Source organism: Variovorax sp. F042, from assembly GCF_057814215.1.
In genome coordinates, this window is record NZ_JBVASX010000001.1 from 269,858 (window position 1) to 292,094 (window position 22,237).

The 22,237-nt window shown below is 65.9% G+C and carries 29 protein-coding genes; 22 read left to right on the forward strand and 7 right to left on the reverse strand.

Annotated elements, in window-relative coordinates; translation table 11 throughout:
• Positions 1-5 precede the first annotated feature (5 nt).
• Positions 6-374, reverse strand: a complete 369-nt coding sequence (locus ACZYSP_RS01310; protein WP_093054778.1) for a COG4315 family predicted lipoprotein — start codon at positions 372-374, stop codon at positions 6-8.
• A gap of 99 nt (positions 375-473) precedes the next feature.
• Positions 474-950 (reverse strand): SsrA-binding protein SmpB, encoded by a 477-nt coding sequence (gene smpB / locus ACZYSP_RS01315; protein WP_007832247.1) that lies wholly within the window; start codon positions 948-950, stop codon positions 474-476.
• A gap of 63 nt (positions 951-1,013) precedes the next feature.
• On the opposite strand from smpB, the gene ACZYSP_RS01320 reads away from it, so the two are divergent.
• Both ACZYSP_RS01320 and ACZYSP_RS01325 read left to right on the forward strand, forming a co-directional pair.
• Positions 1,014-1,460 (forward strand): type II toxin-antitoxin system RatA family toxin, encoded by a 447-nt coding sequence (locus ACZYSP_RS01320; protein ID WP_093054780.1) that lies wholly within the window; start codon positions 1,014-1,016, stop codon positions 1,458-1,460.
• A complete protein-coding gene (locus tag ACZYSP_RS01325) occupies positions 1,460-1,798 on the forward strand; it encodes an RnfH family protein (protein ID WP_093074570.1) in 339 nt (112 codons plus the stop codon). The genes ACZYSP_RS01320 and ACZYSP_RS01325 overlap by 1 nt, the downstream gene beginning before the upstream one ends.
• Before the next feature lie 15 nt (positions 1,799-1,813).
• Here the strand turns inward: ACZYSP_RS01325 and ACZYSP_RS01330 are convergent, their stop codons facing one another.
• Entirely contained in the window at positions 1,814-2,344 is a 531-nt protein-coding gene (locus ACZYSP_RS01330; protein WP_093074568.1) for a DUF4124 domain-containing protein, read from the reverse strand.
• Positions 2,345-2,472: 128 nt separating this feature from the next.
• Here ACZYSP_RS01330 and guaB point away from each other — a divergent pair, with 128 nt between their 5' ends.
• From guaB to guaA, 4 genes are all read left to right on the forward strand, one after another.
• Entirely contained in the window at positions 2,473-3,942 is a 1,470-nt protein-coding gene (guaB, locus tag ACZYSP_RS01335) for an IMP dehydrogenase (protein ID WP_093054786.1), read from the forward strand.
• 165 nt (positions 3,943-4,107) lie between these two features.
• Complete coding sequence (locus tag ACZYSP_RS01340; protein WP_093074566.1) at positions 4,108-4,356, forward strand: type II toxin-antitoxin system Phd/YefM family antitoxin; 249 nt, start codon at positions 4,108-4,110, stop codon at positions 4,354-4,356.
• An 11-nt stretch (positions 4,357-4,367) separates the two neighbouring features.
• Positions 4,368-4,787 (forward strand): type II toxin-antitoxin system VapC family toxin, encoded by a 420-nt coding sequence (locus tag ACZYSP_RS01345; RefSeq protein ID WP_093054789.1) that lies wholly within the window; start codon positions 4,368-4,370, stop codon positions 4,785-4,787.
• 11 nt (positions 4,788-4,798) lie between these two features.
• On the forward strand, positions 4,799-6,418 hold the full coding sequence (gene guaA, locus ACZYSP_RS01350) for a glutamine-hydrolyzing GMP synthase (RefSeq protein ID WP_093074564.1): 1,620 nt from the start codon (positions 4,799-4,801) through the stop codon (positions 6,416-6,418).
• A 67-nt stretch (positions 6,419-6,485) separates the two neighbouring features.
• On the opposite strand, the gene ACZYSP_RS01355 is transcribed toward guaA, so the two are convergent.
• Positions 6,486-7,550 (reverse strand): AraC family transcriptional regulator, encoded by a 1,065-nt coding sequence (locus tag ACZYSP_RS01355; RefSeq protein ID WP_093074562.1) that lies wholly within the window; start codon positions 7,548-7,550, stop codon positions 6,486-6,488.
• 56 nt (positions 7,551-7,606) lie between these two features.
• On the opposite strand from ACZYSP_RS01355, the gene ACZYSP_RS01360 reads away from it, so the two are divergent.
• Complete coding sequence (locus ACZYSP_RS01360; RefSeq protein ID WP_093075231.1) at positions 7,607-8,470, forward strand: SDR family NAD(P)-dependent oxidoreductase; 864 nt, start codon at positions 7,607-7,609, stop codon at positions 8,468-8,470.
• Positions 8,471-8,528: 58 nt separating this feature from the next.
• Here the strand turns inward: ACZYSP_RS01360 and ACZYSP_RS01365 are convergent, their stop codons facing one another.
• A complete protein-coding gene (locus ACZYSP_RS01365) occupies positions 8,529-9,137 on the reverse strand; it encodes a porin family protein (protein ID WP_176928782.1) in 609 nt (202 codons plus the stop codon).
• Position 9,138: 1 nt separating this feature from the next.
• On the opposite strand from ACZYSP_RS01365, the gene ACZYSP_RS01370 reads away from it, so the two are divergent.
• Positions 9,139-9,291 (forward strand): hypothetical protein, encoded by a 153-nt coding sequence (locus tag ACZYSP_RS01370; protein ID WP_177192722.1) that lies wholly within the window; start codon positions 9,139-9,141, stop codon positions 9,289-9,291.
• An 8-nt stretch (positions 9,292-9,299) separates the two neighbouring features.
• Positions 9,300-9,926, forward strand: coding sequence for a 2'-5' RNA ligase family protein (locus tag ACZYSP_RS01375; RefSeq protein ID WP_093074558.1), 627 nt, complete (start codon positions 9,300-9,302; stop codon positions 9,924-9,926).
• Positions 9,927-9,959: 33 nt separating this feature from the next.
• Here ACZYSP_RS01375 and ACZYSP_RS01380 read toward each other — a convergent pair whose 3' ends face one another.
• Positions 9,960-10,874, reverse strand: a complete 915-nt coding sequence (locus ACZYSP_RS01380; RefSeq protein WP_093074556.1) for a LysR family transcriptional regulator — start codon at positions 10,872-10,874, stop codon at positions 9,960-9,962.
• A 127-nt stretch (positions 10,875-11,001) separates the two neighbouring features.
• On the opposite strand from ACZYSP_RS01380, the gene ACZYSP_RS01385 reads away from it, so the two are divergent.
• From ACZYSP_RS01385 to ACZYSP_RS01405, 5 genes are all read left to right on the forward strand, one after another.
• Positions 11,002-11,991 (forward strand): 2Fe-2S iron-sulfur cluster-binding protein, encoded by a 990-nt coding sequence (locus tag ACZYSP_RS01385; protein ID WP_093074554.1) that lies wholly within the window; start codon positions 11,002-11,004, stop codon positions 11,989-11,991.
• A 36-nt stretch (positions 11,992-12,027) separates the two neighbouring features.
• Positions 12,028-13,284, forward strand: coding sequence for an aromatic ring-hydroxylating dioxygenase subunit alpha (locus ACZYSP_RS01390; protein ID WP_093074552.1), 1,257 nt, complete (start codon positions 12,028-12,030; stop codon positions 13,282-13,284).
• Complete coding sequence (locus tag ACZYSP_RS01395) at positions 13,281-13,763, forward strand: aromatic-ring-hydroxylating dioxygenase subunit beta (protein WP_093054805.1); 483 nt, start codon at positions 13,281-13,283, stop codon at positions 13,761-13,763. The genes ACZYSP_RS01390 and ACZYSP_RS01395 overlap by 4 nt, the downstream gene beginning before the upstream one ends.
• An 8-nt stretch (positions 13,764-13,771) precedes the next feature.
• Positions 13,772-14,092: a non-heme iron oxygenase ferredoxin subunit gene (locus ACZYSP_RS01400; RefSeq protein ID WP_093074550.1), complete on the forward strand. Its 321-nt coding sequence runs from the start codon at positions 13,772-13,774 to the stop codon at positions 14,090-14,092.
• An 86-nt stretch (positions 14,093-14,178) separates the two neighbouring features.
• On the forward strand, positions 14,179-14,673 hold the full coding sequence (locus tag ACZYSP_RS01405; RefSeq protein ID WP_093074548.1) for a RidA family protein: 495 nt from the start codon (positions 14,179-14,181) through the stop codon (positions 14,671-14,673).
• Here the strand turns inward: ACZYSP_RS01405 and ACZYSP_RS01410 are convergent.
• Entirely contained in the window at positions 14,670-15,734 is a 1,065-nt protein-coding gene (locus ACZYSP_RS01410; RefSeq protein ID WP_093074546.1) for a DUF72 domain-containing protein, read from the reverse strand. The two genes, ACZYSP_RS01405 and ACZYSP_RS01410, sit on opposite strands and share 4 nt — an antisense overlap.
• A 62-nt stretch (positions 15,735-15,796) precedes the next feature.
• On the opposite strand from ACZYSP_RS01410, the gene ACZYSP_RS01415 reads away from it, so the two are divergent.
• From ACZYSP_RS01415 to ACZYSP_RS01450, 8 genes are all read left to right on the forward strand, one after another.
• Complete coding sequence (locus ACZYSP_RS01415) at positions 15,797-17,278, forward strand: sensor histidine kinase (protein WP_489012826.1); 1,482 nt, start codon at positions 15,797-15,799, stop codon at positions 17,276-17,278.
• Complete coding sequence (locus ACZYSP_RS01420) at positions 17,275-17,913, forward strand: response regulator transcription factor (protein ID WP_093074543.1); 639 nt, start codon at positions 17,275-17,277, stop codon at positions 17,911-17,913. The genes ACZYSP_RS01415 and ACZYSP_RS01420 overlap by 4 nt, the downstream gene beginning before the upstream one ends.
• A gap of 117 nt (positions 17,914-18,030) precedes the next feature.
• On the forward strand, positions 18,031-18,531 hold the full coding sequence (locus ACZYSP_RS01425) for a GlcG/HbpS family heme-binding protein (RefSeq protein WP_093054817.1): 501 nt from the start codon (positions 18,031-18,033) through the stop codon (positions 18,529-18,531).
• Positions 18,531-19,229: an ankyrin repeat domain-containing protein gene (locus ACZYSP_RS01430; RefSeq protein ID WP_093074541.1), complete on the forward strand. Its 699-nt coding sequence runs from the start codon at positions 18,531-18,533 to the stop codon at positions 19,227-19,229. The genes ACZYSP_RS01425 and ACZYSP_RS01430 overlap by 1 nt, the downstream gene beginning before the upstream one ends.
• Positions 19,230-19,272: 43 nt before the next feature.
• On the forward strand, positions 19,273-19,917 hold the full coding sequence (locus tag ACZYSP_RS01435) for an FMN-binding negative transcriptional regulator (RefSeq protein WP_093074539.1): 645 nt from the start codon (positions 19,273-19,275) through the stop codon (positions 19,915-19,917).
• Position 19,918: 1 nt separating this feature from the next.
• The gene (locus tag ACZYSP_RS01440; RefSeq protein ID WP_093074537.1) at positions 19,919-20,155 is read left to right on the forward strand and encodes a hypothetical protein; all 237 of its coding nucleotides are present in this window, start codon (positions 19,919-19,921) and stop codon (positions 20,153-20,155) included.
• Entirely contained in the window at positions 20,145-21,254 is a 1,110-nt protein-coding gene (tadA, locus tag ACZYSP_RS01445; protein WP_093074535.1) for a tRNA adenosine(34) deaminase TadA, read from the forward strand. The genes ACZYSP_RS01440 and tadA overlap by 11 nt, the downstream gene beginning before the upstream one ends.
• Entirely contained in the window at positions 21,251-22,222 is a 972-nt protein-coding gene (locus ACZYSP_RS01450) for an LD-carboxypeptidase (protein ID WP_093074533.1), read from the forward strand. Before tadA ends, ACZYSP_RS01450 begins: the two co-directional genes overlap by 4 nt.
• Positions 22,223-22,237 lie beyond the last annotated feature (15 nt).

A 22,237-nucleotide genomic window follows, 5' to 3' on the forward strand; every position in this document is an offset into this window, starting at 1 on the left:
ATCGGTCAGGGCTTGGCGGTTTTCCAGGTGCCGTTGACGCCGTCACCGGTCTTGTCGCCCGGCTTGGTGTCCTTGGCCCAGTAGTACAGCGGCCAGCCCTTGGCGGCCCATTGCTTCTTGCCGTCGTCGCGGGTGACGATGGTGAAGTCGCCGCTCGGCTTGTCGCTGTCGGCGGCCATGAAAGGTGGCCAGTTGGTGGCGCAGCCGCCATTGCAGACCGACTTGCCGTTGCCGGCCGTGTCCTTGTCGAAGGTGTAGAGCGTCATGCCGTTCGCACCGACCAGCGCGCCGTCGGCGGGCTTGGGCTGGGCGAAGGCGGGGAGCGCGAGAACGGCGCTCAGCAATACGGCGGAAGATGCGCGAAAAGGCGACATGGAAAGACTCCTGGGTTGTGTGTGGCGACACCGGTGGTCCGGTGACAACCGCACAAACGCCCGCAGCCCGTCTTTTATTCCATTGCCCGCAAAAAAGATTCAGCGACTGCGGTTCTTCATTGCGCGCTCGACTTCGCGCTTGCCTTCGCGGTCCTTGATGGTGTCGCGCTTGTCGTGCTCGGCCTTGCCCTTGGCGAGCGCGATCTCGCACTTCACCTTGCCGGCCTTCCAGTGCAGGTTGAGCGGCACCAGCGTGTAGCCCTTTTGCTCGACTTTGCCGATCAGGCGACGGATTTCGTCCTTCTTCAGCAGCAGCTTCTTGGTACGGACCGAATCGGGGTTGACGTGGGTGGATGCGCTCTTGAGCGGGTTGATCTGGCAACCCACGACGAACAGTTCGCCATTGCGGATCACCACGTAGCCGTCGGTGAGCTGCACTTTGCCTTCGCGCAGCGATTTGACTTCCCAGCCTTCGAGGACCATGCCGGCCTCGAAGCGTTCTTCGAAGAAATAGTTGTACGCGGCCTTCTTGTTGTCGGCGATGCGGGAGGAGGTATCTTGTTTCTTTGTGGCCATGACTCGGGAATGTGGGGGCTGCATGGCTTCAATACAATCCGTCGCGCACGCTGTGTCGATTCTATGAAAACAGTCAACAAGTCCGTCCTCATCTGGTACAGCGCCGAAGAGATGTATGCGCTCGTCACCGATGTGGCGAGGTATCCGCAGTTTCTTCCCTGGTGCGACAAGGCCCGCATCATCGAGCAGGACGAGGCCGGCATGACGGCCGAGGTCGGCTTGGCCTTTGCCGGTTTGCACCAGAGCTTTACCACCCGCAACACCCATGTTCCGGGGCGCGAGGTGCAGCTGAAGCTGGTCGATGGGCCGTTCTCCAACCTCGACGGCAAGTGGAAGTTCGTGCCTGTGGGCGAGCAGGGCGAGCGCGCCTGCCGCGTCGAGCTGCACATGAGCTACGGCTTCAGCAATTTCGCGCTGCAGGCGCTGGTCGGACCGGTGTTCGACACCATCGCCTCCAGTCTTGTCGAAGCCTTCGTCAAGCGCGCCGAGCAGGTCTACGGCGCACCCTGATGACCATCGAGGTCACGCTGAGCTGCTCGCCCGCGGCACGCGAGGTGTTCGAGCAGGTGCTGCAGCTCTTGCCCGAGACGACACTGGCCGATGCGGTGCGGGCCAGCGATCTTTCGCTGCGTTTTCCGGACCTGGATTGGCGTCATGCGATGACGCCGGGCATCTGGGGCAGGGTGGTCGAGTGGGGCCAGGCCCTGAAGGACGGCGACCGCATCGAGCTGTGCCGCCCTCTCGCAGTGGACCCCAAGGTGGCGCGCCGGGAGCGCTTCCAGCGCCAGGGCTCGAAGGGAACCGGCCTGTTCGCGAATCGCCGCAAGGGCGGCAAGGCCGGCTACTGAGCTCGAGCTGCCGGGCTACTTGCAGTCGCTGTTGATGACCGTCTGAAGGCGCTTCTGCTCGGCGGCGCGCGCGGCGTCGTCCATGATCTCGCGCTCGCCCTGCGAATTGACCTTGGCAATGCGCATGCCGCTGTCGACGGTGGCCTTGCCCTGGCGTGCGAGAGCGCAGTTGTCGGCCTTGGCCTTTGCGACCTTGGCGGCTTCTGCGGCTTCCTTGGCCTTTGCTTCGGCCTCGGCCTTCTTGGTCTTTTCCTCGAGTTCCTTGTCGACACCAGTCGGCTTCGGCGTGCCCGCCGTCTTGGCCGGTGCAGTTGCCTCGGCCGGCGTACCTTCAGCGGGCGGCGCATCGACGTTGGGGTTCGCAGTGGAGCGCGCCGCTGGCGGCGGGCCCACGCGGCGCAGGATGTTCTTCTCGGGCACATCGGGCGGTGGCGCCTGATCGCTGAAGACCTTCTTGCCGTTCTTGTCGAGCCATTGCCATTGCGCGCTTGCCGAAAGCGGCAGCGCAACGACACATCCCAGTACCAGCCAGTGCACGAATTTCATCCCCGAAGTTTAGCCGGGCCTTACTTTTTGCAACATCCCGCTTAGGTAGTTTTGCAACGCCCATGAAAAGCCCGGGCCGGCGAACAGGTCGGGCGCCTCGTTACAATCCGTCTTTTGGAGCTTCACCCATGCGCCTTCTCGGCAAAGCGCTCACCTTCGACGACGTGTTGTTGGTGCCAGCGTTCTCCCAGGTCCTGCCCAAGGACACCTCCCTCGCCACCAAACTCTCCCGCAACATCACGCTGAACCTGCCGCTCGTCTCGGCGGCCATGGACACCGTGACCGAAGCCCGCCTTGCGATCGCCATCGCGCAAGAGGGCGGCATCGGGATCGTGCACAAGAACCTCACCGCGCAACAGCAGGCCGCCGAAGTGGCCCGCGTGAAGCGCTACGAGTCGGGCGTTCTGCGCGACCCGGTGGTGATCACCCCGACGCACTCGGTGCGCCAGGTGATGGCGCTGTCAGACCAGCTCGGCATCTCGGGCTTCCCGGTGGTTGACGGCGGCAAGGTCGTTGGCATCGTGACGGGGCGCGACCTGCGCTTCGAGAATCGCTATGACGTGCCGGTCAGCGAAATCATGACCCAGCGCGAGAAGCTCATCACCGTGCCCGACGGCACCACGCTGGCCGAAGCCAAGGCATTGCTCAACAAGTACAAGCTCGAGCGGCTGCTCGTCATCAACGGCGACTGGGAGCTCAAGGGCCTCATCACCGTCAAGGACATCACCAAGCAGACCAGCTTCCCCAATGCAGCACGCGACGCCAACGGCCGCCTGCGAGTGGGCGCTGCGGTCGGCGTGGGCGACGGTACCGAAGAGCGCGTCGAAGCCCTGGTGAAGGCCGGCGTCGACGCCATCGTGGTCGACACCGCCCACGGCCATAGCTTTGGCGTGATCGAGCGCGTGCGCTGGGTCAAGAAAAACTACCCGCAGGTCGAAGTCATCGGCGGCAACATCGCCACCGGCGACGCCGCGCGCGCGCTGGCCGACGCCGGCGCCGACGCGGTCAAGGTCGGCATCGGCCCGGGCTCCATCTGCACCACCCGCATCGTGGCCGGCGTGGGCGTGCCGCAGATCATGGCGGTCGACAGCGTCGCCACCGCGCTGCAGGGCACGGGCATTCCGCTGATTTCCGATGGCGGTGTGCGCTACTCGGGCGACATCGCCAAGGCCATCGCGGCCGGCGCAAGCACCGTCATGATGGGCAGCATGTTCGCCGGCACCGAAGAGGCACCGGGCGAAATCGTTCTGTACCAGGGCCGCAGCTACAAGAGCTACCGCGGCATGGGCTCCATCGGCGCGATGCAGCAGGGCAGTGCCGACCGGTACTTCCAGGAATCGACCACCGGTAACCCCAACACCGACAAGCTGGTGCCCGAAGGCATCGAAGGCCGCGTCCCCTACAAGGGCTCGATCGTCTCCATCGTCTACCAGATGGCTGGCGGCGTGCGCGCCAGCATGGGCTACTGCGGCTGCGCGACCATCGAGGACATGCAGAACAAGGCCGAGTTCGTCGAGATCACCACGGCCGGCATCCGTGAGAGCCACGTCCACGACGTGCAGATCACGAAGGAAGCGCCGAACTACCGCGCTGAGTAGTCTGGCCCCCACGCTCCCCCCTGCGTGTGGGTCGCTGTCCCCCGAGGGGGCCGCAGGCCGCCTTGGGACGGCCCGGCGCCGGCCTGAAGCCCATTCTGGCCAGACCTTGAAAGTCAGGCCAGAATGGGTTTAGAATTTGGGCCAGATTCAAATTTTCTGGCCCAAATGCAATCCATCGGCATCGCTGAAGCCAAGAACAACTTCTCGGCCCTGATCGACCTGGTCGAAAAGGGCGAGGAGGTTCGCATCACCCGCCACGGCAAGGAAGTCGTGCGCATGCTGCCGGTGCGCCGCAAGCCGGTCATCACCGACGAGCAGATCGAGCGCGAACTCGGCCAGATCGACGCGCTGCACGCCACCATCCAACCCGGCCTGCCATTGCGCGCCCTGCTCGACGAAGGGCGCCAATCGTGACAGCCTTCGTCATGGACGCCTCCGTCACCGCCGCCTGGCTGCTGCCCGACATGGCCAGCGAACACACCCGCAAGCTCTACGCCGCCATCCGCCGCGACGAGGTCGAGCCGCAGGCGCCCAACGCCTGGCAGTGGGAATGCGCCAACATTCTTGCCAATGGCGTACGCAGCGGCCGCATTCCGGCGTCCGCGGTCGAAGGGCTGTGGAGCGTGCTCGACGCCATCCGCCATCGCGTCGAGCTGCATGAACTCGCGCCGGCCCAGCACAAGGCTGTGCTCGCGGTCGCCATCGATGCCGGCGTCTCTCTCTACGACGCGGGCTACCTCTGGCTCGCCAAGTCGCTCAATCTCCCGCTCGCCACCTTCGACGAGCACCTCATCCAGGCGGCGCCGCAAGCGGGCGTCAAGCTGTTCGACATTTCAACGCTCTGAGTCCTTTCGCCATGCAACACGACAAGATCCTCATCCTCGACTTCGGCTCGCAAGTCACGCAGCTCATCGCACGCCGCGTGCGCGAGGCGCACGTGCTGAGCGAAGTGCACCCCTGCGACGTTACCGATGAATGGGTGCGCCAATACGCCGCCGACGGCCACCTCAAGGGCGTGATCCTTTCCGGCAGCCACGCCAGCGTGTACGAAGAGACCACCGACAAGGCACCGCAGGCCGTGTTCGACCTCGGCGTGCCCGTGCTCGGCATCTGCTACGGCATGCAGACCATGGCGCACCAGCTCGGCGGCAAGGTCGAGGGCGGCCACAAGCGCGAGTTCGGCTTCGCGGCCGTACGCGCCCATGGCCACACCGCGCTGCTGAAGGACATTGCCGACTTCACCACGCCTGAAGGCCACGGCATGCTCAACGTGTGGATGAGCCACGGCGACAAGGTCACCGAACTGCCACCGGGCTTCAAGCTCATGGCAAGCACCGACAGCTGCCCCATCGCCGGCATGGCCGACGAGGCGCGCCGCTACTACGCGCTACAGTTCCACCCCGAAGTGACGCACACCGTGCAGGGCAAGGCGATCATCGAGCGCTTCGTGCTCGGCATCTGCGACGCCAAGCCCGACTGGGTCATGCGCGACCACATCGCCGAAGCCGTCGAGAAAATCCGCGAGCAGGTGGGCGACGAGGAAGTGATCCTCGGCCTTTCGGGCGGCGTGGATTCGAGCGTGGCAGCCGCGCTCATCCACCGCGCCATCGGCGACCAGTTGACCTGCGTGTTCGTCGACCACGGCCTGCTGCGCCTGAACGAGGGCGACATGGTCATGGAGATGTTCGAAGGCAAGCTGCACGCGAAGGTGATCCGCGTCGACGCCAGCGACCTGTTCCTCGGCAAGCTCGCAGGCGTGAGCGACCCTGAAGCCAAGCGCAAGATCATCGGCGGCGAGTTCGTCACCGTGTTCAAGCAGGAGGCCGCCAAGCTCAAGGCGGGCGACGGTGGCCACAAGGGTGCGACCTTCCTGGCGCAGGGCACTATCTATCCCGACGTCATCGAGTCTGGCGGCGCCAAGAGCAAGAAGGCCGTCACCATCAAGAGCCACCACAACGTGGGCGGCCTGCCCGAGCAGCTTGGCCTGAAGCTGCTCGAACCGCTGCGCGACCTGTTCAAGGACGAAGTGCGCGAACTCGGCGTGGCACTCGGCCTGCCGCCCGAGATGGTGTATCGCCATCCGTTCCCCGGCCCGGGCCTGGGCGTGCGCATCCTCGGTGAAGTGAAGAAGGAATACGCCGACCTGCTGCGCCGCGCCGACGCGATCTTCATCGAGGAGCTGCGCAACTTCACCGACGCCGAAACGGGCAAGACCTGGTACGACCTCACGAGCCAGGCCTTTACCGTGTTCCTGCCCGTGAAGAGCGTGGGCGTGATGGGCGACGGCCGCACCTACGACTACGTGGTGGCACTGCGCGCCGTGCAGACCAGCGACTTCATGACGGCCGACTGGGCCGAGCTGCCTTATGCGCTGCTCAAGAAGGTGTCGGGCCGCATCATCAATGAAGTGCGGGGCATCAATCGCGTGACGTACGACGTTTCGAGCAAGCCGCCGGCGACGATCGAGTGGGAGTGACGAAATCGAGCAGTGGCAGCGGGCTCTCCGGGACGCCGGCAATCGCCGCCACTGACTCCGAAATCGTTCAGGGATTGCCGGGCTGTTCATCCAAGTCGCCGCGTAGCAGTGCGATGTCGCGAATGGGCGGATTGCCGAACAGCCGCCTGTACTCGCGACTGAACTGGGTCACGCTTTCATAGCCGACACGATACGCGGCGGAGGTCGCGTCCAGCCCCTCGGTCAACAGCAGACGTCGTGCTTCATGGAGCCGAATGTGCTTTTGATATTGCAGCGGACTCATGTGCGTGATGGCGCTGAAGTGATGGTGCAGAGTCGAAACACCCATTGCCGCTATTTCCGCCAGATCCTCGATGCGGATCGCTTCAGCGTAATGCTCGCGTAGCCAAGCGATTGCAGTCAGGATCTTGTCGCGCCGGGGATCTTGTCTGGCAATGCGACGAAGATGACCGCCCGACGGCCCCATGAGCAGGCGATATGTAATTTCGCGCAGCACCAGCGGCGCCATGATCGCGATGTCCTGCGGTTTGTCAGCAAGCGCGGAAAGTCGCACGAAAGCGTCAAGCAGTTCCGTGGTCATGTGCCCGAAAGTCATGCCGGATTCGGCGTTGCTCGTCGCGGCGATGCCTTGCAGGTCGATCTCCCCTCCGATCGCCTGCACCAAGGCAAAGTCCAGCTTCAACATCATGGACAGGCAGGGGCGGCTGGGGTTGGCCTCCAGCACATGCGAGATCGTGGGTAGATCCACCGCCGTCAGGACAAATTTGGCCGCGTCATATTCATAGGCATCCGAGCCCAGGACGACACGCTTGCGGCCCTGAACGACGAAGCCGACGCTGGACTCGTAAAGCATCGAGGCGGGTTCGGTGGGGCCATCGCGGCGATACAGAGTCAGGCCGGGCAACGCGGATACGTGGTCGCCAGCTTTAGGCAAGCGCGCCAATAGATGTGAGCGAAGGCGCGCGCGCAGCCACACGCCCTCCGAATCTTCATCGGGCCGAGCCAGCTGAAGCTGGGCGTCATTTATCAGAACCATGGAGTCATTGTGCCCAGCGGGCTGCTGCTCGGACAAGAAATCCGCGCCCGGCAAGACGATCAGGCAATGATCGGGAAGGATCAGGCTACCGACCACCTGCAGCCATGCATAGAGTCAGACCCCATCACAAACTGATGGATACGAGATCGAATATGTCTAAGGTATGGCTTGTTACGGGTAGCGGCTCCGGCTTGGGCCGGGCAATCACAGCTAAAGCGCTGGAGGCGGGCCACCGCGTCGTCGCGACTGCGCGTGATGTGAGCCAGTTGGATGACTTGGTCAAGTCTTATGGTTCCCGCGTCATCCCGGTCCGTCTCGACGTTACCGATGAGCGAGAGGGCGTCGCAGCGGTAGACGCTGCCATCTCTGCTTTTGGGCGCCTTGATGTTCTCGTAAACAATGCGGGATTTGGTGAAACGCGGCCATTTGAAGAGGTTTCATCGGGCGACTTTCGCCGTGTTGTGGAAACCAATTTCTTTGGTGTCGTGAACCTCACGCGGGCTGCCCTTCCTGTGATGCGCCAACAGAGGAGTGGTCACATCATCCAGATCTCGTCCGTCGGTGGGAGGTCGGCCTTGGCCGGCAATGCTGCTTACGTTGCTGCCAAGTGGGCGGTAGGCGGCTTTGCCGAAACCGTCGCTCTTGAGTCCGCATCGTTTGGAGTCAAAGTGACCGCACTCGAACCAGGCGGCATGCGCACGAATTGGGGTAAGCGAGCGTTTGGAAGCGTGCCTGCCATGTTGCCGGACTATGAAGCCTCGGTTGGGGAAACCGTCCGGCAACTGGAAGCATATTGGGGCAATGAACCAAGCGATCCTGAAAAGGTCGCGCAGGTTGTAGTCGGTGTCGCTGGAGCCGATCGTCTGCCGCCTCACATCCTCCTCGGCTCGGACGCATTCCAAGGAGCACTTGGAGCTGACGCGGCGAGAAATGCCGCTGCCGAGCGCTGGAAGGCTGTAAGCGCATGGACGGATATTGCTTCCGAGGGGCCACTGCCCGCTTTCCCTTCCGAGTAACCGAGCGAGTCCTCCCGCAGGATGACTTCTCGGGTTGGCGGCGCGCCACTCTTCTTGCTCAGAAACTCGCCTTCAGACCCACCGTCAGCATGCCGCCCTTGGCCTGCTTCGACAGCTTGCCGAAGTAGTCGTAGTCCGCGGTGATGGCAAGGTTCTGCGTCACGCGGTACTCCGCGCCGAAGCCCGCCATCACGCCGGTCGAACTGCCCGAGATGCGCTGGTTGACCGGCACCCAGTTGTTGTCGCCGGAAATGCGTCCACGCGAAACACCGAGGCGGCCGTTGATGGCGAAGGAATCGCCCAGCGGCAGGCGCGCGGTGGCGGCTGCGTAGAAGACCTGGCCCGTGCCGCTTTGCAGGCGGGAGTAGGCGCCGCCCGAGCTCCACTGGCTTACGCGGCCGAGGCGCGCATAGCCGGCTTCCACACCGAAGTTTTCCGTCAGCCTGTAGCCGCCGTAGAGCTTGTAGGCCGTGCCGGCCTTGCTGCTCTTCTCGCCGCCCCACGGCACGGGCACGCGGTTGGACGACGGCAGGCTGTAGCTCGAGCGGCCGATGGCGCCGCCTACATAGAGTCCGGTATCTGCGTTCGGAGCGGCGGCGTGCGCGCCGATGGCAGTGGTGCCGAGCAAAAGTGCGGCGAGGGCAGAGCAGGCAAGCGAATGCTTCAAGATGAAATTCCTGGTTGGAGCTGTTGAGATTTGTGCGACGCGTGACCGGCTGTTTAACCCGGTCACCGGCGTGCGACGATTCTCAAATTCCAATCTGAAGAAGAGCTTTGTGCTTGCTGAAGGGCTCATGAAGCGCACTCTCGATGCGCGATGATCGGAGCAATGCCAGAACAGCTTTTTCTTCCCGGAATCGATCCCCCGCCGCGGCCCCTGCCGCGTCCACGAAGCAAGGTGCTCCGCAAGGAACCACTGCCGCACGCACTCTTTTTCGCACTGCTCCCCGACATGCAAGACGCCGCGATGATCGCCGCGCTCGGCGAGCGCATGAATTCGCAACACGCCCTGAAGGGAACGCTGGTCGAGGCGCATCGCCTGCATGTCACGCTGTTCGATCTCGGCGACTACGCGCAGGTGCCGGCCGACAAGGTGGCGCAGGCTTCGAACGCTGCTGCCTCGGTGCCTGTGCCGGTATTCGATGTCGTTTTCGAGAAATCCATGAGCTACGCGAAAGGCGCGCTGGTGCTGTGCGCCGACGATGAGGAGAGCGTCTCAGCCCTGCGGGCTTTCAGGCAGCGTCTGGGCGAGGCACTGGCCGATGCCGGCCTGAAACCCTCGCGCTCATTCACGCCGCACATGACCGTCGCCTACGCGCGGCGCAAGCTCGAGAAGCACGCGCTCGAAGCGCCAGTCCGGTGGACCGCAGGTTCACTCGTTCTGATCGACAGTCACGTCGGCGAGGGCGTGCACGAGGTGCTGGGGCGGTGGCCTGACAACACTGCGGTCGCCTGAGGCGAGCGTGCCGCGTCTCCCTGCCAGTCGCGATCAATCGCCGTCCGCGAAGTTGTCGAACAGCAGCCCGCGCAGCCATTGGTTGCCCGGGTCGCGGTGCGCCTTCGCGTGCCAGAACAGATTGATCGCAATCTGCGGCAGTGCCACCGGGTGAGGGCGCCACACCAGCCCGAAAGGCTCGGCGATGCTCTGCGCGAGCCGCTCGGGCACGGTCGCGATCATGTCGCTGGAGCGCAGGATGTGGCCGATGGCCACGAAGTGCGGCACCTTGAGCTTGATACGCCGGTGAATGCCCTGAGCCGCCATCACGTCGTCGGCCTTGCCATGGCCCGTGCCGGCCGCCTGCACCTGCACGTGGTCGGCCGCGCTGAAGTCCTTGAGCGACACGCTGCGCTTGCGTGCGAGCGGATGCTCCTTTGAAAAGATGCACACATAGCGCTGCAGGAACAGCCGGCGCTGGAACACGCCGGCTTTCAGCTGCGGCAGCAGGCCGATGGCGATGTCGACGTGGCCGGCTTCCAGCTCATCGCGCAGGCTGGTCGCGGTGTTGTTGCGCACCGTGCTGATGGTCACGCCGGGCGCTGCCGCGGACAGCGCCTCCATCAGCCGTGGCGTGAAGTAGATCTCGCCGATGTCGGTCATCGCGAGCGTGAAGCCGCGCGTGCTCGTGGCGGGGTCGAACACCACCTGCTGGTTGAGCGCCGTGTGCAGCGCGCCCATCGCGTAGGCCACCGGTTCGGCCAGCTGCAGCGCGAAGGGCGTGGGCTCCATGCCGCGCGCAGTGCGCAGGAACAGCTCGTCGCCCAGCAGCTTGCGCAGCCGCGCCAGCGCATTGCTGATGGCCGGCTGCGAGAGCCCGAGTGACTCGGCCACGGCCGACACGCGTTTCTCGGCCAGCATGCGGTCGAACACCAGCAGCAGGTTGAGGTCGATGTCCTTGAGTTGCATGGCGCACCTTTATTCATCGTGGTGATGCAGAGGATTCACCAAATTCTATTGGTCAATTGGCAGCGGCCGCGCATCATCCGGCCCCAGAGACAAGCCGGCCATGACGCCGGCGCAAGAGAACCCCACGATGGACCTGCATATTCACCCCCTTGCCCGTACCCTCGAAGTTCGCCCCGGCGCGAACCTGCTCGAAGTGCTGCGCGAGCACCATGTGCCGGTGTCGTACAGCTGCATGTCGGGGCGCTGCGGCACCTGCCGCTGCAAGGTGGTTTCGGGCCAGGTGCTCGACGCTGGCCAGGACGCGATCCGGCCCGACGGGCAAGGCGAGCGCTACGTGCTGGCCTGCCAGAGCACGCTGACCGAAAGCTGCGCCATCGAGATCCCGGAGCCCGACGAAGTGGTGGTACACCCGGCGCGCATCCTCAAGGCCACTGTCACGGGCATCGACGTGCTCACGCATGACATCCGGCGCCTGCGCCTGAAGCCGAACAAGCCGTTGGAGTTTTCTCCAGGCCAGTATGCGCAGCTGCAATTCGCGCCCGACCTGGCGCGGCCGTATTCGATGGCGGGGCTGAGCCACGACTCGGAGCTTGAATTCCACGTGCGCAGGGTGCCCGGCGGGCGAGTCACGGCGCACATCTTCGAGCAACTGTGCGTAGGCGATTCTGTGCGCGTGAGCGGGCCGTTGGGAACGGCCTACCTGCGCACGAAGCATCGAGGGCCGATGCTCTGCGCAGCGGGTGGCACGGGGCTGGCGCCCATCCTGTCGATCGTGCGGGGCGCCATCGCGGCGGGGCTCAAGCAGGCCATTCACCTCTACCTGGGCGTGCGCTCCGATGCCGACGTCTACGGCCTGGGTGAACTGCGCGAGCTGCAGGCGCAGCACCCTGGCCTGAACGTCCACGTGATCGTCGTCACCGGCCCCTCGCGCGACGGCCAGCGCGTCGGCCTCATTACCGATGCCATCCGCGCCGACTGGCCCGGCAGCCTCGATGGCTGGCGCGCCTACCTCTGCGGCTCGCCGCCGATGGTCGAAGCCGTGACGCAACTGGTGCGCGGACGCGGCCTTGCCCCCGAGCAAACCCATGCCGATGCCTTCTACCTGCAAGGCACCTGAAGCAAAGACCCACGAAAAAAGAAAAGGAGACCCGCGATGACCACGCAAGCCGTGTTCCCCATCGAGCTGAAATGGGAAAGCGAAAAGAGCAGCCGCATTCCCTTCATGGCCTATACCGACGAGGCACTGCACAAGAAGGAGCTGCAGCGCTTCTTCTACGAAAAGCACTGGTGCTACGTCGGCCTGGAAGCCGAGATCCCGAACCCGGGCGACTTCAAGCGCACCACCATCGGCGAGCGCTCGGTCGTCATGTCGCGCGACGAGGAGGGTGCCATCCACGTCTTCGAGAACGTCTGCGCTCACCGCGGCATGCAGTTCTGCCGCGAGCGCCAGGGTAACCGAAAAGAGTTCGTCTGCCCCTACCACCAGTGGAACTACACGCTCAAGGGCGACCTTCAGGGCGTGCCGTTTCGCCGCGGCGTGAAGCAGGACGGCAAGGTCAACGGCGGCATGCCGGCCGACTTCAAGACCGAGGAGCACGGCCTCACCAAGCTCAAGGTGGCCTCGCGCGGCGGCGTGGTGTTCGCGTCGTTCGACCATGAAATCGAGTCGTTCGAAGACTTCCTCGGCCCCGACATCCTTCATTACTTCGACCGCCTGTTCGATGGGCGCAAGCTCACCATCCTCGGCTACAACCGCCAGCGCATTCCGGGCAACTGGAAGCTCATGCAGGAGAACATCAAGGACCCGTATCACCCGGGCCTGCTGCACACCTGGTTCGTCACTTTCGGGCTCTGGCGCGCAGACAACAAGTCGGAGCTGAAGATGGACGCTCGCGGCCGCCACGCCGCCATGATTTCCACGCGCGGCAACGCCGGCAAGGCTGCGCAGGTCACGCAGGTGTCGAGCTTCAAGGAGAGCATGCAGCTGAAAGATCCGCGCTTTCTCGACATCGTGCCCGAGCCCTGGTGGGGCGGGCCGACCGCGGTGATGATGACGCTGTTTCCGAGCCTGATCCTGCAGCAGCAGGTCAACAGCGTGTCGACGCGGCATATCCAGCCGGTGGGGCACGACGCCTTCGATTTCGTCTGGACGCACTTCGGCTTCGCGGACGACACCGAGGAGATGACGCAGCGACGCCTGCGCCAGGCCAATCTGTTCGGGCCAGCCGGCTTCGTCTCGGCCGACGACGGCGAGGTGATCGAGTTCTCGCAGGAGGGCTTCGAGCAGAAGCCCTTCCACCGCACGCTGGCCGAGCTCGGCGGACGCGAGGTCGAGAACACTGACCATATGGTGACCGAGACGCTGATCCGCGGCATGTATCGCTACTGGCGCGAGGTGATGGAAGCATGACGAACCTCGACGCCAACACTTATCTCGATCTGTCGCGGCTCTACGCGGCCTACGCGCATGCCGTCGATTCCGGCAACTGGGACCTGTGGCCCGCGTTCTTCATCGAGCAATGCAGCTACCGCCTGCAGCCGCGCGAGAACCACGAGCGCAACCTGCCGCTGGCCACGCTCTCCTTCGAGAGCCGGGGCATGCTGGAAGACCGGGTCTACGGCATCAAGGAGACGCTGTTCCACGACCCGTACTACCAGCGCCACGTCGTCGGACTGCCGCTGGTGCACAAGGTCGATGACAACGGCACGATTCACAGCGAGGCCAACTACGCGGTGTTCCGCACCAAGCTCGACCAGGCCTCGACCGTGTTCAACGTGGGGCGCTACCTCGACACCGTGGTGCCCACGCCCGAGGGCCTGAAGTTCGCCACGCGCCTGTGCGTGTTCGACAGCGAAATGATCCCGAACTCCATCATCTACCCCATCTGAAAGCAACCATGAGCACGATGACCTGGGTCGACGCCGCGGCAGTCGACGACGTTCCCTCCGACGACGTGGTGGGTATCGAGGTGCAGGGGAGGGACATCGCCCTCTACGGCACCGAGGACGGCATTCACGCCACCGACAACATCTGCACGCACGGCCACGCGCGGCTGTGCGACGGCTTTCTCGAAGGCCACGAGATCGAATGCCCACTGCACCAGGGGCGCTTCGACGTGCGCACGGGCAAGGCGATGTGCGCGCCGCTCACGGAAGACCTGCGCAGCTACCCGGTGAAGATCGAAGGCGGGCGGGTGTTTCTCGCGTTCGAGGGCTGATCTGTTCTGCCTCTTGTCCGCACCGTCTGTATCTGTTCTGCCGCGAAAGGGCTGGCGACAATGACGCTCCCCTTCACGGAACAGCCATGACAGCAGAAAAGACCCGGGACCAGATCGCCGACCAGATTGCCGCCGAGCTCGGCCACAGCTTCGACGGCGAAATCATCGCCGGCGGCCACTACGTGCCGCTGGTGCGCGACGGCCGCACGATCTACCTCAGCGGCCAGGTGCCGCGCGTGGGCACCACGGTGGTGGTTACCGGCCGCGTCGGTGACGCGGTGTCGCTCGACAAGGCCCGTGAAGGCGCGCAGATCAGCACACTGCGCAGCCTCGCGCTGCTGCGGCGTGCGCTCGGTTCTCTCGATGCGGTAGAGAAGGTCTTGCGCGTCGGCGTATTCGTGCAGTGCACAGCCGACTTCACCCAGCAGAGCGAGGTGGCCGATGCCGCATCCGACCTGCTGCACCGCGTGTTTGGCGATGCCGGCGTGCATGTGCGCACGGCGGTCGGTGTCTATGCGCTGCCGAAGAATGCGACCGTCGAGGTCGAGATGACGGTCGCTGCCAAGCAGAACATCGGCTAACGCGACGTCAGGCCGGTGAGGTCGCGCGCCAGCTGTGCGATGGTCAGCGGTGCGCAGCCTTCGGCGTTGTTGCTCACGGTGACGAAGGCGTTCTGGCCTGCACGGGTGGTGCCCGCAATCACTTTGGCCAGTGCCTCGCGCGTCTCGGGATCGGGGTCGACGATCTTGTCGAACGGGCCGTAGAGCTTTTCCGCATCTTCGTAGCCGAAGCGGCCGTGGCGTCGGTGCAGGTTCCAGCGGCACACCAGCGGGCCGGGCCACAGCGCGCGCAGCATGGGCAATTGCTCTTCGATGGGGGGCATCTTGGCGTGCAGGCCCATGCAGAAGGTGGCGCGCACGCTGCGCAGCATTTCGGCAAAGGCGGGGTTCAGCAGTTGCGGGTCGCGCACCTCGACGGCTACTACCGCGTCGGGCGCGACCGATGTGAGGTCGGGCAGCGATTCGAGCATTGCCGCGATGCGCGCGAGCAGCGCGGGCTGGTCGGCGAGGATGTGCCCGGGAATCGGGCTCAGCTGGAACACCAGCACGCCGATGCGATGGCCCAGGCCTTCGAGCGCGGGCAGCACGAATTCCTGCCGCGCGATCTCGCTGCTGAGGAAGACGGGGTTGGCCTGCATGCCGCGTCCGCTTTCATCGCGCACGGTGGCATCGGTGACAAGGCTCGGCGCTTTCACCACGAAGCGGAAGTCGTCGGGCACCATGGCCGCGTAGCGTGCGTACTGGCTGGCTGTGAGGGCGCGGTAGAAGTTGCGGTCCAGGCTCACGGTGCGGAACAACGGGTGCTTCGCCAGTGCGGAGAGGCCGTTTTTCGACAGCACGGTCTCGGCGTATTCGCCGTCCCACACCAGGTTGGCCCAACCCGGATAGCTCCACGACGAGGTGCCTAGCCGCAGCTTGGGCGGCAGTGCTGCGGCGAGCTCGACCAGCTCCGGGTCGGTGGGCGCGGGCTCGACCGTGCCGGTGCGCGATTTCTTTTTCGCGGGTGGCTCGGGGGCGGGGGCCGCAGCCGCCTCTTGAGGGCGCGGCAGTTCGGGGAAAAGGGAGTCCTGTACTTCAGCCATGTCTGGACCCGCATTCTGGGCCAACATCGAAGGCGCCTGCCGCGCCGGGCACAATCCGCGCCATGAAACAGTGGTTGCGTACGCAGGGTGGTTGGTGGCTGGCATGGCTGGCGCTCACCGCCGTGGGCGCGGTGTGGATCGCGCGCGCAGAGCTGGCGCAGATGCATCAGGACTTCGAGACTGACGTGCGCATCGCGCACCGGCTCATGAGCCAGCAGATGGTGCAGTACGACGCGGTGCTGGCCACGCTTGCGCTGCTGGAGCCGAGCACCGGCGCGGACCATCCGGAGCAGCGGCTGCCGTCCGTGTACTCGTCGATCCTGCGCGTGCAGCGGCGCGACCGTGATGAGCCCTGGGCAGACAGCGCGCAGGCCAGCGCACTGGCCGCGGCGGAGGCGCGCTCGCGCAGCCAGCAGCGCGCAGAGTTGGCGATTCTCGACCTGGCCCACGGCCGCTACGTGCTGGTGATCGGCGCCACACCGTTCAGCTATGCACTCGACATCGACCTGGCCGGCTCCGTGCCGTGGCGCGACTGGCCTATGAACCCGCAGCGCAGCCCCGTGCGGCTGAGCCTGCAGCGCGACGGCCAGCAACTGGTGCTGCAACCGGGCGTGCCGGCCGCGAATGGCTGGCGCTTCGACCTGACAAAGCCACTGGCGTCGCCGAGCCAGCCGTTCGGCCTCGTTGCCGAGCGGCAGGTGGGCTGGGGAGAACTGCCGTGGCGTGGCATCGCCGGCTGGGCCGTGGCGATTGCGGTGTTGCTGGCGGGCCTGTGGGCCGCGCAGCGCCAGCGGGTTGCGCGGCGGCGGGCCGAAGAACTGCTGCGGCTCGGGCAGGTCGCGCGGCTCAATGCGCTGGGCGAGTTGTCGGCCGGCCTGGCGCACGAACTCAACCAGCCGCTCACGGCTGTGCTGGCCAACGCGCAGGCTGCGCGCCGCCTGCTCGACGACGACCCTCCCGACCTGGCCACGGCACGCGACGCGATGGGGCAGGCCGTGGAGCAGGCACGCCGCGCGGCCGGTGTGGTGGGGCGCCTTCGCCGCGTCATCGAGCGGCCTGAGGCGGGTGGCGAAGAAGCGAAGCCGCTGGTGCTGCAGGAGGTAGTGCGCAGCGCCATGCACCTGCTGGTGCCGGAGTTCACCAAACACGCGATCACCGCGCAGTTCGATGCCACTGCGCAGGCGCCGGTGCGCGTACAGGCCGAGGCGGTGGCGCTCGAACAGATCGTGCACAACCTGCTGATGAACGCGCTGCAGGCGCTCGACCTCGTGCCGGCGGCCGAGCGGCGCCTCGTCGTATCCGTCGGCCGCAATGGGCAGGAGGGCGTGCTGACCGTGACCGACAACGGACGCGGCATCGCCCCCGAAGCCCTGCCGCGCCTCTTCGAACCTTTCTTCAGCACACGCGAAGGCGGGCTGGGCCTCGGCCTGAGCCTCAGCGAAACGCTGGCCAGCGGCATGGGCGGCAGCCTGAGCGCGGCCAATGCCTCGCCGCGCGGTGCGCGCTTCACCTTGCTGCTTCCGCTTGTTGCGCCGTCTCAATGAACATACCGAGCACCCATCAGCCGCAATCCCCGCTGGTCCACCTGATCGACGACGACCAGGCGGTGCGTGACAGCCTGTCGCTGCTGATCGGCACGGTCGGCCTGCGCGTGCAGGCCTGGGCCGACCCGCAGGTCTTCATCGACGGCTTTGATCGCGCAAGCGTGGGCGCCATCGTGCTCGACGTGCGCATGCCCGGTATCAGCGGTCTTACGGTGCTCGACCGGCTGGTGGCGCAGGGTGTCGACCAGCCCGTGATCATGCTGACGGGCCACGGCACGGTCGAGATGTGCCGCCGCGCCTTCAAGGCCGGGGCAGCGGAGTTCCTCGAAAAACCGGTGGACGACGAGCAACTGCTTGAGGCGCTGCAGCAGGCGGTGCGGCAGCACGTGCGCTCGCGCCAACGCTCGCAGGCCGACAACGCGGCGCGCGAGCGGGTGGCGCAACTGTCGGAGCGCGAGCGCGAGGTGCTGGCCTTCATCGTGCAGGGGCTCACCAACAAGGAGATCGCGCGCACGCTGGCGCTGTCGCCGCGCACGGTCGAGACGCACCGCGCCAACCTGTTCGCCAAGCTCGACTGCGATTCGCTCGCGCAGCTGATCCGGCGCTATGCCGTGCTGGTGGACAGCGCTCCGTAGTTCTACGGAGTGCCGGGCGTAGCCGTACGAATGGCTGCGGCGGCGCATGTTTTCTACAGTGGCGCAGCTGTCGGCAACAGCCGGCGCAACCACCCGTTTCACTGGAGAAAACGAACAATGCAATCCATCCTTCGCCTCGGCGGCCTCGCCGTTCTGCTCGCCGCTTCCGTCGCCCAGGCCCAGACGCCCGCACCTGCGGTGCGCACCGAAAAGAACATGTCGCTCGTGCTGGCCAACCAGATCGCGGCCGAAGCCGTGGCGGCCTGCGCTGCCAACGGCTACAACGTGGCGGCCACCGTGGTCGACCGCGCCGGGACCGTGCGTGCCGTGCAGCGCGCCGACAACGCCGGCCCGCACACGCTGGCATCGAGCGAGCGCAAGGCCTGGACTTCGGCTTCGGCCAAGAGCCCGACGCAGGCCATGATGGAAGGCGCACAGAAGAACCCGGCCGCCGCCAACCTGGTGTACCTGCCGGGCTTCCTGGTGCTGGGTGGCGGTGTGCCGATCAAGTCGGGCAATGAAGTGATCGGCGCGGTTGGCGTGGGCGGCGCGCCCGGCGGCCACCTCGATGAGCAGTGCGCCAACGCGGCGCTCGAGAAGGTCAAAGGTCTGCTCTGATGGTGGCGCGCGGTATCTGGTCGGGGGTGCTGGCGGCTGCGCTCGGGTTGGGCGTGACGGTAGGCGCGCTCGCCCAGGTGCCGCCGCTGGCGGCCGAGGTGCTGGCCTACGAAGGGCTGCACCAGGCTGCGTGGCATGGCGACCTGCCAAAGCTGAAGGCGCTGATCGCCTCGGGCGCCAATCTCGATGCGCGCGACACGCGCGGTCGCACGCCGCTGCATGTCGCCACGCATGCTCGGCAGCGCGAGGCGATCAAGCTGCTGGCCAAGGCCGGCGCCAACCTCGACCTGCTCGAAGACGACCGCTACGACGCGGTCACCATCGCCTCCGTGGCCGACGATGCCGCGACGCTCTCGCTGCTGCTTTCGCTCGGTGCCAAGCCCGGGCAGACAACGAGCCGCTACGACGGCACGGCGCTGATCGCGGCGGCACACCTCGGGCATGACGAGGTGGTGCGCAAGTTGATTGCCGCCGGCGCGCCGCTCGACCATGTCAACAACCTGCACTGGACGGCAGTGATCGAATCCATCGTGCTCGGCGACGGCGGCCCACGCCACCAGCGCACGCTGGCCGCGCTGGTCGAGGCTGGCGCCAATCTCAAGCTGACCGACCGCCAGGGCAACACGCCGCTGCAGCTGGCGAAGGCGCGTGGCTACATCGCCATGGTGAAACTGCTGGAAGCTCCGCGCGCAAGATAGGCGGCTCGGGGACAATGGCGTTTCTCCACGAGGAAACCGCCCCATGTACATGCCCCCGCAGTTCAATGCCAAGGACCCGGCCATCGCGCTGGAACTGATGCGCTCGCACCCGTTCGCGAGTCTGATCTCGAACGACGACGACGGACTGCCGTACGTCACGCACCTGCCACTGGTGGCTGAGCAGCGAGAGGGCGATGAGCTTGTGCTGTGGGGCCATTGCGCCAAGCCCAATCCGCATTGGCGTTATCTGCAGGCGCGGTCCAAGGCGGCAGTGACCTTTCTCGGTCCGCACTCGTACCTTTCGCCCTCGGTCTATCCCGACTTGGCCCGCGTTCCGACGTGGAACTACCTGGCCGTGCACTGCACGGTCGAGGCCCGGCTGATCGAGGAGCCGTCCGACAAGGACACACTGCTCAAGAAGCTCATCGGCGAGCACGAGCCCGCCTACGCGCAGCAGTGGCGCGACCTGGGCGAGGAATTCCAGCTCAAGATGCTGGCCGGCATCGTCGGCTTCGAGTTGCGCGTGACGGCGCTGCAATGCAAGATCAAGCTCAACCAGCATCGCCGCGAGTCGCATGCGGCAATGCATGCGGTCTACAGCGCAGGCACGCCGGACGAGCAGGCGCTTGCCGTGTGGATGGATCGCCTCGGCATGAACGCCGCGGCAACCGTGGCGGAAGGACGCTGAGATGCGCGCGTTCGGGCTGATCGGCCTTGTGCTGGCGCTGGTGATCGTCGGGTTGGTCGCGAAGAAGCAGATGACGAGCATGGCTTCTTCCACGCGGCCGGCCGTGCCCGGCGTTGTCGCACCGGCCGCCGGCGAAGCGCCTGCGAATGCGCGCGATCAGGCGCAGCAGGTGCAGCAGCAAGTCAAGGAAGCGCTCGACGCGGCGGCGAAGGCGCGGCAGATGCCGGATGACAACTGAGGCCCTTCCAACGCTGGCGGCGAAAGACGAGCACTGGATGGCGCTCGCGCTCGCCCAGGCGCGGCTTGCCGCCGAGGCAGGCGAGGTGCCCGTCGGCGCGGTGCTGGTCAAGGATGGCCAGCTGATCGCGACGGGGCGCAACACGCCGGTCGCGCAGCACGACCCGAGCGCGCATGCCGAGATCAACGCGCTGCGCGCTGGCGCCGCTGCGCTTGGCAACTACCGGCTCGACGGCTGCGAGCTGTTCGTCACGCTCGAGCCCTGCGCGATGTGTTCGGGTGCCATGCTGCATTCGCGCCTGGCGCGCGTCGTGTATGGCGCGGCCGATCCGAAGACCGGCGCGGCCGGCTCGGTGCTCGATCTCTTCGCCGAGCCGCGGCTGAACCATCACACGCAGGTGCAGGGCGGCGTGCTGGCGCAGGAATGCGCTGCAGTGCTGCAGGCCTTCTTCCAGCAACGCCGAAGCGCCGCGCGCGCACAGGCCGAGCCCTTGCGCGACGATGCGTTGCGCACGCCAGCGGAACGCTTCGACGCATTGGCCGGCTACAGCTTCGCACCGCAGTACGTGCAGGACCTGCCGAGCCAGCAGGGCTGGCGCATGCACTACATCGATGAAGGTGGCGACGCCGCCTGCTGCCTGTGCCTGCACGGCCCCGGCGAATGGGGCTACTTCTTCCGGCATCTCGCGGGCCTGCCCGGGCTGCGCACGCTCGTGCCTGACCTGATCGGCTTCGGCAAGAGCGACAAGCCAAAGCGCGAAGCACCGCATCGCCTCGAATGGCACCGCGACGTGCTGCTCGAATGGCTGGCCCGCGTGCAGCCCGCACCGGCGACCATGGTGCTCGCGCACAGCGCGGCCGCCGCCGACCTGGCCGCGCTGCTGATGGCCGCGGCACCTGAACGCTTCGCGGCGGCGCTCGTCGTATCTGAGGGCTACGAGCACATCGAAGACGCATGGCGCGCACCTTTCCCCGACCGTGGCTACGAAGCCGCGCTGCGCGCGCTCGGCCCCATCGCCACATCGTCGGGACCAACGCTGATGCAAGCCCGAACGTTCGTGCTGCAGGCGCGAAACGCAATGGGATACTCGAACACGTGACCAAACACATCTACATCTATTCCCCCTCCAGCGCGGTGCGCGACAAGGCCGCCTTCCGGCGCGGCGTGAAGCGGCTCAAGGCACTGGGCCATGAAGTCGAAGTCGACGATGCGGCACTCTCGGTGCATCAACGCTTTGCGGGTGACGACGCCACGCGGCTCGCCGCGATTTCACGCGCGGCCGCGAGTGGCGCCGACGTGGCGCTCATTTCACGCGGTGGCTATGGCCTCACGCGCATCCTCGACGCCATTCCGTACAAGGCCGTGGCCAAGGCGATCGACAAGGGCACCGAGTTCGTCGGCTGCAGCGACTTCACCGCACTGCAGAACGCACTGCTGGTCAAGACCGGCGCCGTGACCTGGTCGGGCCCTGCGGTCGGCGAAGACTTCGGTGCCGAGGCCGGCGCTGACGACATCATGGAAGCCTGCTTCGACGACCTCGTTACGGGGCAGGGCGAAGGCACCGGCTGGCGCATGCCGGCGCGCGATGCAGACCTGAAGTTCAAGCCCGTGCAAGACGCGGTGCTGTGGGGCGGCAACCTTTGCGTGCTGGCCAGCCTGATCGGCACGCCGTACTTTCCCGTGGTGGACAAGGGCGTGCTCTTCATCGAGGACATCAACGAGCACCCGTACCGTATCGAACGCATGCTCGACCAGTTGAAGATGGCCGGTGTGCTGGCGCGCCAGCGCGCCATCGTGTTCGGGCAATTCACGGGCATTCGCAAGGCGCCGGGCTACGACCGGGGCTTTGGCCTGAACACGGTGATCGACCGGCTGCGCGCATCGCTCAAGGTGCCCGTGCTGGCGGGACTGCCGTTCGGCCATGTGCCCACGAAGGTGCTACTGCCCGTGGGTGCGAAGGTGTCGATGGCGGCGGAGGGGCGCGATGTCTTTCTCGTCTGGGGTCATCGTCACACGCCAGCGCATGACGATCATCACGGCCATGACCATCATCATCACGGCCACTGACCCGGCAATGGGGGG